A 14,119-nucleotide genomic window follows, 5' to 3' on the forward strand; every position below is an offset into this window, starting at 1 on the left:
TTTCGCAAGGCATACCGTCCAGACCGGTTGCGCATAAAACCAAAACACCAATAAGTCGCTCAGGAGGAACTTCGTGATTACTCAGTCACAGTCCATTCGCACGTCCATCACGCTTGCCCTGATCAGCGGCATGCTTATGGCTTGTGGTGGTGGGGGCTCTTCTGCAGAACCCCCCCCAGCGCCACCCGCTCCGCCCCCCGTTGCGACACTTGCCCTGCTGGCTGGACAGCCTGGAGGTGCCGGGTATGTGGATGGCCCGGCATCGTCGGCGCGGTTCAGTGGCGATATCCGGAGCGTGACCCGCACGCAGGCTGGGGACCTGTATGTGATTGATGGCTTCAAGATACGCAAGCAGAACGCACAAGGCTTGGTTTCAACATTCGGCAAGCTGGAATCCAGTACCCACTACTCCGCAAACCTCACTACCGACGCTAATGGCAACCTGTATGTGGTCGAGGCAAACCAGTTACGCAAGATCGATACCGGTGGCGTAACAGTCTGGCGCAAGGGGACCGTCAGCTTTCCTCCAGATGAGGTCATGGGTACGCTGGAGATAGTGGCTAACGACCCTGCGGGTAACGTCTACCTTTTTCATCGCATCTACCAGTCTGGTCAGACACGCTCCTTGATCCGCAAGGTCAGTGCCGAAGGGGAACTCAGCACCGTTGTCGATCTAAGTGATCTGAGCTTCGCGCCGTACACCACAGCCCCAGCCCTCGCCATGGACGTGGATAGCGCCGGCAATATCTACCTCGCGAGTGCCAGCCAGATTTGGCGAGTCACCGTCACCGGCCAAGTCTCATTGATCGCGGGTCATGCCCAGCAGGGCACGGCTGACGGCAAAGGGACTGAAGCACGATTCTGTTGGCTGCGCCCAAACAGCCTGACTCTGGACCGATTAAACAATATCTACGTCGCGGATACGCAGTCTTGCAACACACCGAGCGCAGGCAACGGTACCGCCATCCGCAAGATTTCGCCTGATGGCACGGTAACGACGCTTGTCTCTACCACCAACTTGCCAATCATTCAGCCCGACGGCCCTGCTGCGAGTGCCTACCTTCGGGAGATCAGCGGGTTGTTCATGGATCAGCAGGACAACTTGCTGATTGCCGATCACGGTCTCTATGCGATCCGTCAGCTTGATAAGCTGGGGCAAGTCACGACCATAGCGGGCCCGACACCCGCATACGGGCACCTGGACGGCCAGGCACAGCTGGCCCACTTTCGCAGCCCAAGCAACCTGGTACGTGCAAGCAACGGCGACGTGTATGTGGGAGACGGCAACGTCATCCGCAAAATCGCCGCCAATGGCACCGTCACCACGCTAGCCGGCTCCCCGGGCAGCAATGCAGTGCGCGATGGCAACGGTCCTCAAGCCAGCTTCGTCTCCATTTCGGCGATGGCACTCGCTCCCTCCGGCACACTGGTGGTAGCTGATAACCGTCTTATCCGCACGGTCTCTCCCGAGGGCGTCGTCACGACCCTTGCCGGCAATAATGCAGCCCCTATTTGCAGCTCATTGGGGCAAGACGGCTTAGGAAGTAGCGCAGCGTTCGGTAGCTTTATTGCCAGCCTGACCGTAGATAAGGCGGGAGTGATCTATGCCAGCGAGTTTCTCGTCGACTGCGGCATCATCGGCATTCGCGCTGTTGGCAACGTCATCCGCAAGATCACACCGGATGGCAACGTCAGCACTTTTGTCGGCAAACCAGGCGGCTTCGACCCCGCAATCACGTTGGGCCAAGGCAGTGGGGTGGCGTTCGGCTTCCTGTTGCATCTGGCCGTTGATAGCGCCGGCAACCTTTATGCAGAAGATAGTCGCCAGATACTGAAAATAACGCCCGCCGGTGTTGTCAGCCGCTTCGCCAGCCTGTCTGAGGAGTCGTCGGCCTTTGGTGTGGGCGGTATGGCCATGGACGCCAACGACAACTTGTATGTTTCGGTAGCGAGTCAGACGATCAGCCGGTCCGGCATCGCCACCACCCACCCTGCCGCCTTGAAACGCATTGCCCCAGACGGCACGATCACGACGATCGTCACGGCAAAGGGCGAATCTGGCGGTGCCGTTATTGCGGGTAGTACACCGGACTTTGACCGAACAAGGGGCTTGGCAATCAGTCCCTCTGGCTTGGTGTACCTGAGCATGGAATATGCTGTTTACACCTATGGCGTACCCAGCTTGACCAAATAGCCTTGTATGCCATGTGGCCAAGCAATAGCGGCACTTGAGAGTAAAGCTGAAAGGAGTGGCCAGTCTTGCGCTGGCCCTCCAAAAGTGACATTCAATCCATCACCCACCATGACGGCTGCCGCCTGACACTCGCCGCGCATCGCCACCCGGCATGTAGCCATTGCGCTCTAGCCAAATGCCTTTGTACGTCCCTGGAAAGCGTGGTTATCTCGGCGATGGGGGCGGGTGAAATCCTGCGTATACATGCCATTGGATTGCCCTCTTCCATTTCTGCCAACAGGACTTACTCGGCCCCCGCCAACAGCCGGGCAGTCAGCGTGATCTCTGCCACGCCCTGCAGCGCTTTGGACACAGGGCAGTCCCGCTTGGCAGCCTGGGCCAGTGCCTGAAAGCGCGCCTCATCCAGACCGGACACCTCAGCAGTCAGCTTTAGCGCAATCCGATCAATGACAAAGCCATCACCTTGTTTGGCAAGGCGCACTTTAGCTTCGGTATCAATGGATCGGGTGGCGTGCCCTGCCTTCTCGCAAGCAAAGGAAAATGCCATGGTAAAACATGCAGCATGCGCCGCACCCAGCAACTCCTCCGGATTAGTGCCATGCCGATCATCCTCAAAACGGCTACCAAAACCGTAGGGGTAGCTCTTCAGGGCTTCGGTCGCAGTGCTGATCTGTCCCAAGCCCGCCTTGCCGGCGCCCTCCCAATGCACCTTGGCGGTATTTTCGGTCATGGCGAATCCTTTCAAGCTGGAATTAGGTGATATACGTCGCCATCGCTCAGGCCGCGGCAAACTCCCTACCATTACTTACCTTGCGATGGCTCAAGCACATGGTCGCAGCCCATCAGCAGGGAGTCTGTATGGCGCCGTACAGATCGGGCACCTCACCGTTGCCGAGCTTGGTTTGCTGACATCCGGATCAACGGAGTAGTTGCTTCGGCCCGTCGCAACACCGGAAAACGGCTTACGAACAACGTGGCACGCCCCGCAAGGCAAGGCAACGTGCTATTGCGCCAATCCTGCCAGAGCCCCGTTGCCTCCGGTCAGCATCAGCCACGCTTACAGCGTGGCAGTGGGTATCGTGTCGACATTGGTAATGACCTGGCGCTGTGGCATGTAATTGAGCAGCAGATCGGATTCTTTTTTGACCACCGCATAACACTCACAACTCAGCGCCTCCAGCTTGGGTCGATCCAGTACCTTGATCAATCCGCGCGAGTAGGAGATCACGCCCTGCTTCTGCAAATTCAAGGCTGCTTGGGTAACGCTTTCGCGGCGCACACCGAGCATGTTGCTGATGAATTCCTGCGTCATGGTCAGGTGGTTGTGTGACAGTCGATCCATGGAAAGAAGAAGCCAGCGACAAAGCTGCTGATCTATCGAGTGGTGCCGGTTGCAAACAGCAGTCTGCGACACCTGCGTGATCAGCGCCTGCGTGTAACGCAGCATCAGCAATAGCAACTGGCCGTGACGATTGAATTCCTCTTTCACCCGTAGCCGGGGAAGCCGATAGGCATAACCGGCACTTTGTACCAGCGATCGACTTGGCGTGCTTTCGCCGCCCAGAAACAAGGTAATACCGAGCAATCCTTCATTACCTACCACAGAGATTGCCGTAGATGCGCCGTTTTCCATCACATACTGGAGAGAGACGATGGCGTTGGTGGGAAAGTAGACGTGACGCATGGGGCGTCGGGATTCGTATAAGAGTGCGCGTAAGGGCAGTTGCACCAGTTCCAAGTGTGGAAACAAGCGCCCTTGTACTTCGGGTGACAAAGCTGCCAGCAGATGATTCTGCTGGGGTTCAGGTTTCTTGCTCATGTCGCCGCCCTTGAAATCGAAATGGTGGAAATCGCACGCTCAAACGACTGACGCTACATCTTCATCCGCCCAAGTTCTGTTCGGTATCGAACATAGTGAGAACACAAAGCATGCCGGCTTCTGATGCGTGCTGGGGCCAGCCCCATGCCCGGCAGTCTGCTTCGTGCATGGCCGGGCAGTCCCGGAGACAGGGCAAGCGAGAAAGGGCATTACATGCGGAGTAGGAAAGCATCGCGAGGATGGGGAACATCCTTGTTCCCCATCCTCCGTCTCCAGTCTTAGCTCGAACCGTAGCGCTTGAGTCGATACACGCCCCTGCCAGATCAGGCAAAACCAGAACAGGATCTCACTCAAATTGAGTGTTAAGTGTTTGATTCCATTAGAACTGAAACCGCTGTTTTCGCACGAAAATCAACCCATCAAAACCATGCTATCTTATTGATATGACAGGAAAATCTCTCACCATCGCCACCTATAACATCCACAAAGGCATGTCGGCATTCAACCGACGCCATGTGTTACCCCAGATCAAGCATGCACTGGGTGGTCTGGCAGCGGATATCGTGTTCTTGCAGGAGGTACAGGGCGAGCATCGGCTGCGGGCGCAACGGCATGCCGATTGGCCGGCCGATACGCAACCTGCCTATCTGGCCGATACGCTGCACCATGTTTATGGTCGCAATGCCGAGTACCGGAGCGGCCATCATGGCAATGCCCTGCTGAGTCGGCATCCCATTCTGCGCTGGCACAACGAGGATGTGAGTCTGAGCCGTTTCGAGCGGCGGGGTTTGCTGCACAGCGTGGTTGCGCTGCCCGGCTACGATTTGCCGCTGCATGCGCTGTGTGTTCATCTGAATCTGCGCGCGGGTGACCGGCGGCAACAACTGCAATCATTGATTGACTACGCCGCAGCGCAGATTCCCGTGCATGAGCCACTGATCATTGCCGGAGATTTCAACGACTGGCAGCGTGAAGCGTGCGGCGTGCTGCGCGAGGGCTTGGGCGTGCGCGAGGCGCACCAGACCATACATGGCCGGCTCGCCTCCAGCTTTCCGGCACGCCTGCCCTTGCTGTCGCTGGACCGTATCTACCTGCGGGGGCTGCATATCGAATCCGCCGAAGTCCACTTTGGCCGGGATTGGGGCAAACTCAGCGACCACGCGCCGTTAACGGCCACGGTGCGCCTGGACGCGCCGCACCACCCCAAGGAAACCCACGAAGAGACGCCGGAGCCGTTGATCCGGCAGCGGGACATGCACTGATGCAGGACAAACACGGGCGCTTGGCTGAACAGCCTTTTGACTACCTCGCCTGCAAGAATGGCAGCGTGCTGTTGCGTCAGCATGGTCGCACCGTGAAGACGCTGGCCGGCAAGGCCGCCTGCACCTTCCTTGCCAAAGCCGCCAGGCTGGATGTGGTGGCCCTTCAGCATCTGCTGGCAAGGGAAACGGGTCAGTTCAAGTTTGGCAATGAAAAGGCGGCGGATGCGTTGGCGCGACGGTAATCAGTTCCGCCTGCTGCGAAGCGGTACCGAGTATTTCCCGGCACTGCTGGCCGCCATTGATCGGGCCGGGCAGGAAATTTTTCTTGAAAGCTATCTTTACGAGCCCGATGCGACCGGCCGGCAAGTCAGCGCCCGGCTGATGCAGGCGGCGCGGCGCGGCGTTCGAGTCAATCTTCTGCTCGACGGCTTTGGTGCGCGCGATCTGCCTGCCGGCTTGCGCACCAGCCTGATCAAGGCCGGTGTGAGGCTGGTGTTCTTCCGCCCTGAGCACAGGGTATTTGCACTTGAACGTCAGCGGCTACGTCGCATGCACCGCAAAATTGCCGTCATCGACAATCGCATCGCCTTTGTGGGCGGGATCAATATCCTCGACGACGTTGACGAGCCCGGCCTGCCGCCGCGTTACGACTACGCCGTGCAGATTGCCGGTCCCTTGGTACCCGATGTGCGGCAAATCGCCGAAGGCCAGTGGCGGTATACCTGCTGGACGCAACTGCGGCATGAGTGGGCACGGCACCAGCGTCCGGTTCCAGACCCCACGACGCCGGGGTCCGTGCGCGCTGCCCTGGTGCGGCGAGACAATCTGCGCCACCGACGCGCGATCGAGACCGCCTATATCAACGCCATCAATCAGGCACATGATGAAATCCTGATCGCCAACGCGTACTTCCTGCCGGGCATATCCCTTCGTCGGGCGCTATTGGCCGCGGCGCAGCGTGGTGTACGCATCACCATCCTGCTGCAAGGCCGCATCGATCACGCGCTGCTGCACTATGCCACGCGCGTGCTCTATCGGCCCGCCCTGCAGGCAGGCATCCACATCCACGAATACACGGCCGGTTTCATGCACGCCAAGGTTGCGGTGATAGACGGTGAGTGGCTCACCGTCGGCTCGTCCAATATCGACCCGTTCAGCCTGCTAACGGCGCGTGAAGCCAATGTCGTCGCGACGGACCGGCAATTGGCGCAGGCGCTGCGTGACGACATCTGCGCGCATATCGCGCGGGATGCGGTACAGGTGCCGCCACACAGCGTGCGGTCTTCACGCTGGTGGCAGCGCCTTATGCCCTGGCTGGCTTACCAGTTGGTGCGCGGCTTGTTGGGCTTGACCGGTTATGGCAGGCGCGAGTACCGCGAGTAGCGGATCGTGAACTGCATAGCCAGCAGGATTTTGCCGTCCACTATCTACCCTACCAACTTCATGATCACTACCCGTAGAGTGCAATAAGCGCGCCGGACTGCACCGTCTTACCCATCGCCCTATAGCGACAAACGGGGCAACGCAGCCAGACGGCCTTACTGCACCCTACGGTTGCCCCTGTTGTTTACCAATTGCCGCTGCGCTTGTCTTGCGAACGCGCGTGGCCAGCCTTGCCGATCACCTTCCACTTGGCCTGCATGGCCTTGCGCTCCAGCGGGGTTTGCTGGCTACGGGCGATTTCGCGTTGGAGCTTGTGGTAGTTGAGCAGTCGGTCCGCGTCAATCTGCCCGCGCACCGCGCAACCGGGCTCGTCGTCATGGTGGCAATCGCGAAAATGGCAGTGCTGCGCCAAGGCTTCGATATCGTCAAACGTGGCGGCCACGCTATCGGCATCCACATCAGGCCGCCAGGTACGCAGGCCCGGTGTGTCGATGATGCAGGCACCGCCGGGGCACAGGTGCAGCGAACGCGCTGTGGTGGTGTGTCGGCCCCGCCCATCACCGCGCCGCACATCGCCGGTTTGCTGGATCGCCGCTTCCAGCAGGGTGTTGGTCAGGGTGGATTTGCCGGCGCCCGACGAGCCCAGCAACACCAGCGTCTGCCCTGCTCCTAACCAAGGCGATAGCTCCAGCGCCGCCTCGGGCGACTGGCCGTTGATCACATGGATCGGCACACGCCGTGGCAAACGCTGGTGCAGCTCGGCCAGCCGCCCTTCCACATCGGTGCCGATATCGGCTTTGCTGAGCACCACTACGCCAAACACCCCGGCCGCTTCGACCAGCGCCAGATAGCGCTCCATCCGGCGCGGGTTGTAATCGTGATCCAGCCCCATTACTAATAGCGCCGTATCGATATTGCTGGCCAGTGGTTGACGACGGCCATCGTTGGCGCGACGGGCAAGGTGGGTGAAAGGCGTGATCTGGCGGTGTATCCACCACTCTCCCTGCTCGTGGCACCGCGCGCTGACCCAGTCGCCAACCGCCAACGCCGTGCCGGCGCCGTAGAGCGCATCAGCCAGCGCCGGAAACACTCGGGCTACGTGCTCCGTGGTGCCGTCGTGCAGTTGCAGCCAGTTGCGTTGTACTTCAACAACCCGGAACAGACGGTCTGCCGGGTTGGTTTCCAGCGCATGCCATTGCGCCATCAAGTGCGTGTTCAGGCCGATGCGCGCAAGCGCAGCGTAGTCATTGTTCGTACTCGTGGTGCTGAAATGCGTATTGCTGGAGTCGGTATTGCTGGAGTTGGTATCCAATGCAGTCTTCCCGTTCGATATGCCAACACGTGGTTGGCCGAAGCCGGCGCGCGCCAAGGCACGCAGGCAATGCGTAACGATGTGGGCGTCGACCAAGACCGGCAACGCGCCGGGCTAGACTGGATCAGGAAGACGCGCGGTCAGCAGCGCATCGGTCAGGCAGAAAAGCAGGTGGCGTTCAGGCCAGGGCCGACAGGAGGGCAAGATCAAATTTCTTCATGGCGCGACTCCTGTGGATAAATGAAAGAGGCTTCTAGTTTGCTCGCGGCGGTAGCGTTGCGTCAATCCAGACGCAACGCCTGTGGGCCAGCAGATACAGCGGGCCTCAGGTCGGCCGCGGTATCAACGTCACGCAACACACCCGTATCAGCGGTCTCAACCTGCCAAACAGACTGCCCGGCCAGTACCGCCTTGGCACCGCGGTCGCCCTGCAAGGCCAGCAACGCGTCCCGGTAGCGTGGCGGAAAGCCGACCGGATGACCGGGCTGCCCGGCATGGACCGGTTGCACCAGCGCATCGCGTTCACGCAGTGCATCGCGCACCGCGCAAACCGTGGTGAACTGCACCCAGGGCATATCGGCCAGTAGTACCAGCCAACCCGGCGCCTCTGCGCTCGCTGCCACACCCGCTGCCAGTGTGTGGCCCATGCCCAGATGCGCATCGGCGCATCCAAGCACTATGCAACCACGGCTTGCCAACACAGCGCGCAATGCATCGGTATGCGGATTGTGGTTCGCTGGCAGCAAGGCCAGCACCTGCGGCACGGCGGCCAGCAAGGTATCGGCGGCGGCCTCGGCCACCCGTCGTCCGTCGGGCAAGGTTTGCAGCAGTTTGTGTTGTACGCCGCTCGGATCAAAACGCTGGCCACGCCCGGCTGCCAGCAGCAGGCCAACCGGCATCATCGGCGGCTGGCTTCCACATGGTCTTGCACTAGCGCGGGCGGACGCTGTACCACCGTCACGCCGTTTTTCACCGCGACAATTTCGGCGAGGATGGAGATGGCAATCTCGGCGGGCGTGCGGCTACCCAGGTAAAGGCCAACCGGACCGTGAAGGCGGTCGATCTCGTCGGTAGACAGATCAAACAGCGCCAGCCGCTCGCGCCGCGCAGCCGTGTTCTTGCGGGAACCGAGCGCGCCCACATAGAAGGCCGGCGATTTGAGCGCTTCGAGCAGTGCCATGTCATCGAGCTTGGGGTCATGCGTCAGTGCCACGATGGCCGTGTGGGCATCGGGCTCCATAGCCACCACCACATCGTCGGGCATGCCTTCTTCAAACACCACGCCATCCACATCCCAATCGGTGCGGTACTCAAGGCGCGGATCGCAGACATGCACCGCAAAACCCAGGGCCTGCGCCATTTGCGCGGTGATGCGCGATAACTGGCCGGCGCCGATCAGCAACAGACGCCAGCGAGGACCGAAGATGCTGGTGAAGCGTTCGCCATCAAAGGCCGGTTTGTCGCCGCGCTGCGCCGGACGCAATGTAATATCCCCGCTTCCTAGGGCAACGACACGCGCGACCAGTTCGTGGCGAGCGGTGGTAGCCAGCATGGTATCGAGCCAATCTGTTGTGCGCAGCGGTTCGACCAGCAAGCGGAGTGTGCCGCCGCAAGGCAGGCCGAAGCGCGCCGCCTCTTCCTTGCTCACGCCGTAGCGGACAATGCCAGCCTCGGTCGGCCGCTCGCCGCGGCTGACGCGGCGCACCAAGTCGTCTTCCACGCAGCCGCCGGATACCGAACCCGCCACCGCGCCATCGCCGCGCACAGCCAGCAGCGAACCCACCGGCCGTGGCGCAGAGCCCCAGGTTTCGACCACGCTGACCAGCCAGACCGGCTCACCGGCCACATACCAGTCGCGCGCTCGCGCCAGCACCTGTAGATCAAGTGCGTCCATCAGGCCAGCTTCAGCGGCAGCGTGCTGAGACGTTTGCCGGTGGCGGCCGCCAGCGCGTTGGCCACAGCCGGGGCAATCGGCGGTACGCCGGGTTCGCCCACGCCGGTGGGTGCTGCGCCACTGGGCAGGATGTGCACTTCGATCCTGGGCATTTCATTGATGCGCAGCATCGGGTAGTCGTGGAAATTGCTCTGCTCCACCTGACCGCCTTTGAGCGTGATGGCGCTATGCAGGGCGGCGGAGAGACCAAAGCCGATGCCACCTTCCATCTGCGCGCGGATCACGTCGGGGTTGATGGCCGTACCGCAATCCACAGCGCAAACCACACGGTCGATGCGGAAGCTGCCGTCGGCCTTCACCGTGACCTCCGCCACTTGGGCCACAAAGGTGCCGAACGATTCCACCACCGCCACACCACGACCGCGCTTCTCACCCTTCTTGCCGGGTTTGAGCGGTTTGCTCCAGCCGGCCTTGTCGGCCACCAGTTTGAGCACGCCGGCATGGCGTGGGTGCTTGTCGAGCAGGGCCAGACGGAAAGCCACCGGATCGGCCTTAGCGGCAAGAGCGGCCTCATCGATGAGTGTCTCAACCGCAAAGCCCGTGTGCGTATGGCCCACCGAGCGCCACCACAGCACCGGTACGGCTTTTTTGGGCGAGTGGAGGTCTACACGCAGGTTCGGCACGTGGTAAGGAAGATTGGCCGCACCTTCCACCGAGGTCGCATCCACACCGTTCTTGACCATGAAGCCTTCAAACGCGGTGCCAGTAATGATGCTCTGGCCAACAATGCGCTGCCGCCAGCCGATCAACTTGCCCTGTGCATCCAGTGCCGCTTCGGCCTCATGCAGATACATGGGGCGGTAGTAGCCGCCGCGCATATCGTCCTCGCGCGTCCACACCATTTTGACCGGGGCCTTGCCGCCAATCGCTTTGACGATGCGAGCGCATTCGATCACGAAGTCCGAGGCCGGATTGGCGCGGCGACCAAAGCTGCCACCTGCGTACAGCGTGTTGATCTTGACCTGCTCGGGCTTGAGGCCGAACACAGCAGCAATCGCCCCCTGATCAAAAGTATGGAACTGCTCGCCATTCCAGACTTCGACACCTTCCTTGCCCAGGCTGATGACGCAGTTAAGTGGCTCCATCGCGGCATGGGCCAGATAGGGGAATTCGTAGACGGCGCGCACCACTTTGGCGGCTTTGGCAAATGCCGCATCGGGCTCGCCCTGCAGGTTTGCGACCGCGCCGGGTTGCTTGAGTAGCGCTGTATATTCGTCACGCAGCTCGCTGCTGCCCTGCTGGATCGCGCCACTTTCGTCCCAATCGAGCTTGAGTGCATCGCGGCCTTTCTTGGCGGCCCAGAATCCCTTGGCCAGCACAGCCACACCCGATTCGATGGTGACGACATCGACCACGCCCTTCACGGCCTTGGCGGCGCTCGCATCCACGCCGCGCAGCTTGGCACCAAAGCGCGGCGGGTGGGCAACCACGGCGGTGAGCATGCCGGGCAGATTGATGTCCTGGGTGAAAACGGCCTTGCCGTTGACCTTGTCCGCGCTATCGCGACGCGACAGCTTTTGCTTGCCCACCAAGGTGAAGTCCTTGGGGTCTTTGAGTTTGACCTCCTTGGGCGCCTGTAGCGTGGACGCTGTAGCAACTAGTTCACCGAAGCGCGCTTTGCGACCACTGGGCGCGTGGGTAACCACGCCTGCTTTCACACTGATTTCTGCGGCAGGCACGCCCCAATCCTTGGCCGCCGCGGCCACCAGCAGCGCACGCGCACTGGCACCCGCCTGACGCAATTGCATCCAGGAATTGGCCATGGCCGAGCTGCCACCCGTGCCCTGTATCGGCCCCCAGTTCAAGTTGTTGTAAACAGCCGCGTTGGCGGGTGCACCTTCTACGCGCACGGTTTGCCAGTCGGCATCCAACTCTTCGGCAAGGATGGTGGCCAACCCGGTGTAGGTGCCCTGCCCCATTTCCAGATGCTTGGAGAGCACGGTCACCGAGTCGTCACTACCAATACGTACGAAAGCATTGGGCACAGCCGTGGCGGGCATGGCTGCCGCACGTAGACGGCCGCCTGGGGTGAACTGGAAACCGATCAGCAGCGCGCTGGCAGCGCCCGCCTTGAGCAGATCGCGGCGGGAGAGTTCGGGCGAGTTCATGGCTTAGCCCTCCATCTTTTCGCTGGTTTTGCCGGCCATGATGCTGGAGGCCTCATGGATTGCGGCGCGGATGCGGTGATAGGTGGCGCAACGACACACATTGCCGGCCATGGCGGCGTCGATATCGGCATCAGTCGGCTTGGCATTTTTGGCCAGCAAGGCCGAAGCCGACATGATCTGCCCCGACTGGCAGTAGCCGCACTGAACGACATCCAGCTTGCGCCAGGCCGCTTGGACGGCGCGGCCAGCCTTGCCGTTCAGGCCTTCAATCGTGGTGATCTTCGCCTTGCCAACGGCCGATACCGGCATGCTGCATGCGCGCGCCGGCTGCCCATCGAGCCAGACTGTACAGGCGCCACACAGGGCCATGCCACAACCGTATTTGGTGCCGGTATGGCCCAGCTCGTCGCGCAGGACCCATAGCAAAGGGGTATCGGGTTCGACATCGACCTGAACGGTCTTGCCGTTGACGTTGAGTGCAGTCATTGCTTGCTCCGTGGCTGGCTGATCCGGAATCGGTTTGCTGGCTAACCGAAACAGTATTGGCGACCAGACGGCGGATGCAAACTGTGATGAGACAAGCGGTGCAATATGGAGATGAAGTGCACCTTAGGGTGCAATAAAGCCCAGGCCGCATTGCACCGGATGACGTTAGCGGCCTTGGGCCTTATTGCACCCTACTCTGTCTATTCCGCATCGGGCTGTTTGGCGGGTTGGGTGTCCGCAAAGGCGGGCAAGGTCATCAGGTGGGCATCAATGGCGACAATGTGCGGATACGGCGTCAAATCCAGCTTGAAGCGGCGCGCGTTGAACACCTGCGGCACCAGGCAGATATCGGCCAGACTCACCGCATCGCCCACGCAAAAGCGCAGGCTGCCCAAACGGGCCAGCTCGGCCTCAATGCCGGCAAAGCCCACGGCGATCCAATGGCGATACCAATCGTCCGCTGACTCCTGACTCACACCCAAGGTGCCCTTGAGGTATTGGAGCACGCGCAGATTGTTGATGGGATGGATATCGCAGGCAATGGCATAAGCCAGTGAACGGGCTTGGGTTCTTGCGAGCAGGTCGGCAGGCAGCAACGGTGGCTGCGGGTAACGCTCCTCCAGATACTCGCAGATCGCCAGCGACTGGCTCACTGTCGCGCCGTCATCGACCAGCGCGGGGATAAGGCCTTGCGGATTTACAGCATGGTAATCGGCACTGTGCTGCTGTCCGCCATCCTTCAGCAGGTGAACGGGAACAGCCGTGTAATCCAAGCCTTTGATTGCCATGGCAATACGGGCACGCCAAGCAGCGGATGAGCGGAAATAGGTGTAGAGGGTGCGGGTCATGGGTTACGGTATTTCTGAAAGATACGGTCTAGTTCACCGCTGGCGTTCAATTGGCCCAGGCCTTTGGCCAAGCGCTCTGCAGTGCCGGCTGGCAGCTTGCGGCTCACCCAGAACCAGATGGGTCGCTCGTTGAACACGGTGGGCAGTATGCGTAGTTCATGGTTGAAGCCGTGTTCCAGCAGCAGGTGCGCCAAGGTCAGATCGTTCATATAGAAGTAACGGGCGCGGCCGCCCGCCACTTTGCGCAGGGCCGCCAAGGCATCGCTGCTCTCATCATCCACCCGTATACCTTGGGCACGCAGCTGATCGACATAACCCGCGCCACGGTAGGTGGTAACGAGCGCCCCGCTATCGCGCAACTGCGCGATGTTGGCGACCTCCAGCGGATCGTTGACGCGGCCAACTACTTGCTCCCGCACCTTGTACACCGGCGTCGGCAGCCGGATCGCCACCTCATTGCGCCGTGGCGAATCCAGCAGGGCACACGCCACGCCTATCTGGCCTAACTCCAGCCCGCGCTCAATCAGAAGCATGGATCGGGGCCGGTTCACGTCGATGAACTGTATACCCGGGTCCTGTCGCTCCATCGCCCTGAGTACATCAGGACAGATGCCGCTGGCTTTGCCCTGATCAAATATGTACTTGGGCGGTACGCTCTCTTGCGCCCCCACGGTAATCACCAACTCGGCCGCACATAAGCACGGCACAAGCAGGGTGAACACCATGCTTGCCATCCAGCTTGTCTTCATCGCC

13 protein-coding genes are annotated in these 14,119 nt (G+C 60.8%); 4 read left to right on the forward strand and 9 right to left on the reverse strand.

Annotation, left to right across the window (positions count from 1 at the left end; translation table 11 throughout):
- The first annotated feature begins 295 nt into the window (after positions 1-295).
- Positions 296-2,194, forward strand: a complete 1,899-nt coding sequence (locus tag O9X62_RS07150) for a hypothetical protein (protein ID WP_269532115.1) — start codon at positions 296-298, stop codon at positions 2,192-2,194.
- 283 nt (positions 2,195-2,477) lie between these two features.
- Here O9X62_RS07150 and O9X62_RS07155 read toward each other — a convergent pair whose 3' ends face one another.
- Both O9X62_RS07155 and O9X62_RS07160 read right to left on the reverse strand, forming a co-directional pair.
- Positions 2,478-2,924 (reverse strand): OsmC family protein, encoded by a 447-nt coding sequence (locus O9X62_RS07155; protein ID WP_269532116.1) that lies wholly within the window; start codon positions 2,922-2,924, stop codon positions 2,478-2,480.
- Positions 2,925-3,251: 327 nt separating this feature from the next.
- A complete protein-coding gene (locus tag O9X62_RS07160; RefSeq protein WP_269532117.1) occupies positions 3,252-4,013 on the reverse strand; it encodes a Crp/Fnr family transcriptional regulator in 762 nt (253 codons plus the stop codon).
- Positions 4,014-4,456: 443 nt separating this feature from the next.
- On the opposite strand from O9X62_RS07160, the gene O9X62_RS07165 reads away from it, so the two are divergent.
- From O9X62_RS07165 to clsB, 3 genes are read left to right on the forward strand one after another with little or no spacing between them, the layout of a single operon-like run.
- Positions 4,457-5,275 carry an endonuclease/exonuclease/phosphatase family protein gene (locus O9X62_RS07165; RefSeq protein WP_269532118.1) on the forward strand — a complete coding sequence of 273 codons (819 nt, stop codon included), beginning with the start codon at positions 4,457-4,459 and terminating at the stop codon, positions 5,273-5,275.
- Positions 5,275-5,517, forward strand: a complete 243-nt coding sequence (locus O9X62_RS07170; RefSeq protein WP_269532119.1) for a hypothetical protein — start codon at positions 5,275-5,277, stop codon at positions 5,515-5,517. Before O9X62_RS07165 ends, O9X62_RS07170 begins: the two co-directional genes overlap by 1 nt.
- A complete protein-coding gene (gene clsB, locus O9X62_RS07175) occupies positions 5,498-6,658 on the forward strand; it encodes a cardiolipin synthase ClsB (RefSeq protein ID WP_269532120.1) in 1,161 nt (386 codons plus the stop codon). Before O9X62_RS07170 ends, clsB begins: the two co-directional genes overlap by 20 nt.
- Before the next feature lie 184 nt (positions 6,659-6,842).
- Here clsB and rsgA read toward each other — a convergent pair whose 3' ends face one another.
- From rsgA to O9X62_RS07210, 7 genes are all read right to left on the reverse strand, one after another.
- Positions 6,843-7,970 (reverse strand): ribosome small subunit-dependent GTPase A, encoded by a 1,128-nt coding sequence (rsgA, locus tag O9X62_RS07180; RefSeq protein WP_269532121.1) that lies wholly within the window; start codon positions 7,968-7,970, stop codon positions 6,843-6,845.
- Positions 7,971-8,251: 281 nt separating this feature from the next.
- Positions 8,252-8,872: an NTP transferase domain-containing protein gene (locus O9X62_RS07185; protein WP_269532122.1), complete on the reverse strand. Its 621-nt coding sequence runs from the start codon at positions 8,870-8,872 to the stop codon at positions 8,252-8,254.
- Positions 8,869-9,864 (reverse strand): XdhC family protein, encoded by a 996-nt coding sequence (locus O9X62_RS07190; RefSeq protein WP_269532123.1) that lies wholly within the window; start codon positions 9,862-9,864, stop codon positions 8,869-8,871. The genes O9X62_RS07185 and O9X62_RS07190 overlap by 4 nt, the downstream gene beginning before the upstream one ends.
- Positions 9,864-12,032 carry a xanthine dehydrogenase family protein molybdopterin-binding subunit gene (locus O9X62_RS07195; RefSeq protein ID WP_269532124.1) on the reverse strand — a complete coding sequence of 723 codons (2,169 nt, stop codon included), beginning with the start codon at positions 12,030-12,032 and terminating at the stop codon, positions 9,864-9,866. Before O9X62_RS07195 ends, O9X62_RS07190 begins: the two co-directional genes overlap by 1 nt.
- Before the next feature lie 3 nt (positions 12,033-12,035).
- Complete coding sequence (locus O9X62_RS07200) at positions 12,036-12,518, reverse strand: (2Fe-2S)-binding protein (protein ID WP_269532125.1); 483 nt, start codon at positions 12,516-12,518, stop codon at positions 12,036-12,038.
- A gap of 200 nt (positions 12,519-12,718) precedes the next feature.
- The gene (gene maiA, locus O9X62_RS07205; protein ID WP_269532126.1) at positions 12,719-13,366 is read right to left on the reverse strand and encodes a maleylacetoacetate isomerase; all 648 of its coding nucleotides are present in this window, start codon (positions 13,364-13,366) and stop codon (positions 12,719-12,721) included.
- Positions 13,363-14,115, reverse strand: a complete 753-nt coding sequence (locus tag O9X62_RS07210; RefSeq protein ID WP_269532127.1) for an ABC transporter substrate-binding protein — start codon at positions 14,113-14,115, stop codon at positions 13,363-13,365. The genes maiA and O9X62_RS07210 overlap by 4 nt, the downstream gene beginning before the upstream one ends.
- Positions 14,116-14,119 lie beyond the last annotated feature (4 nt).

The organism is Chitinimonas sp. BJYL2 (assembly GCF_027257935.1).
In the GTDB taxonomy this organism is placed as follows: domain Bacteria; phylum Pseudomonadota; class Gammaproteobacteria; order Burkholderiales; family Chitinimonadaceae; genus Chitinimonas.

Excerpts from the sequence above, each read along its gene's own strand:
- O9X62_RS07155 (WP_269532116.1), bottom strand. The coding sequence starts at position 2,924 with ATGACCGAAAATACCGCCAAGGTGCATTGGGAGGGCGCCGGCAAGGCG.
- O9X62_RS07160 (WP_269532117.1), bottom strand. The coding sequence starts at position 4,013 with ATGAGCAAGAAACCTGAACCCCAGCAGAATCATCTGCTGGCAGCTTTG.
- O9X62_RS07165 (WP_269532118.1), top strand. The coding sequence starts at position 4,457 with ATGACAGGAAAATCTCTCACCATCGCCACCTATAACATCCACAAAGGC.
- O9X62_RS07170 (WP_269532119.1), top strand. The coding sequence starts at position 5,275 with ATGCAGGACAAACACGGGCGCTTGGCTGAACAGCCTTTTGACTACCTC.
- clsB (WP_269532120.1), top strand. The coding sequence starts at position 5,498 with ATGCGTTGGCGCGACGGTAATCAGTTCCGCCTGCTGCGAAGCGGTACC.
- O9X62_RS07185 (WP_269532122.1), bottom strand. The coding sequence starts at position 8,872 with ATGATGCCGGTTGGCCTGCTGCTGGCAGCCGGGCGTGGCCAGCGTTTT.
- O9X62_RS07190 (WP_269532123.1), bottom strand. The coding sequence starts at position 9,864 with ATGGACGCACTTGATCTACAGGTGCTGGCGCGAGCGCGCGACTGGTAT.
- O9X62_RS07195 (WP_269532124.1), bottom strand. The coding sequence starts at position 12,032 with ATGAACTCGCCCGAACTCTCCCGCCGCGATCTGCTCAAGGCGGGCGCT.
- O9X62_RS07200 (WP_269532125.1), bottom strand. The coding sequence starts at position 12,518 with ATGACTGCACTCAACGTCAACGGCAAGACCGTTCAGGTCGATGTCGAA.
- maiA (WP_269532126.1), bottom strand. The coding sequence starts at position 13,366 with ATGACCCGCACCCTCTACACCTATTTCCGCTCATCCGCTGCTTGGCGT.
- O9X62_RS07210 (WP_269532127.1), bottom strand. The coding sequence starts at position 14,115 with ATGAAGACAAGCTGGATGGCAAGCATGGTGTTCACCCTGCTTGTGCCG.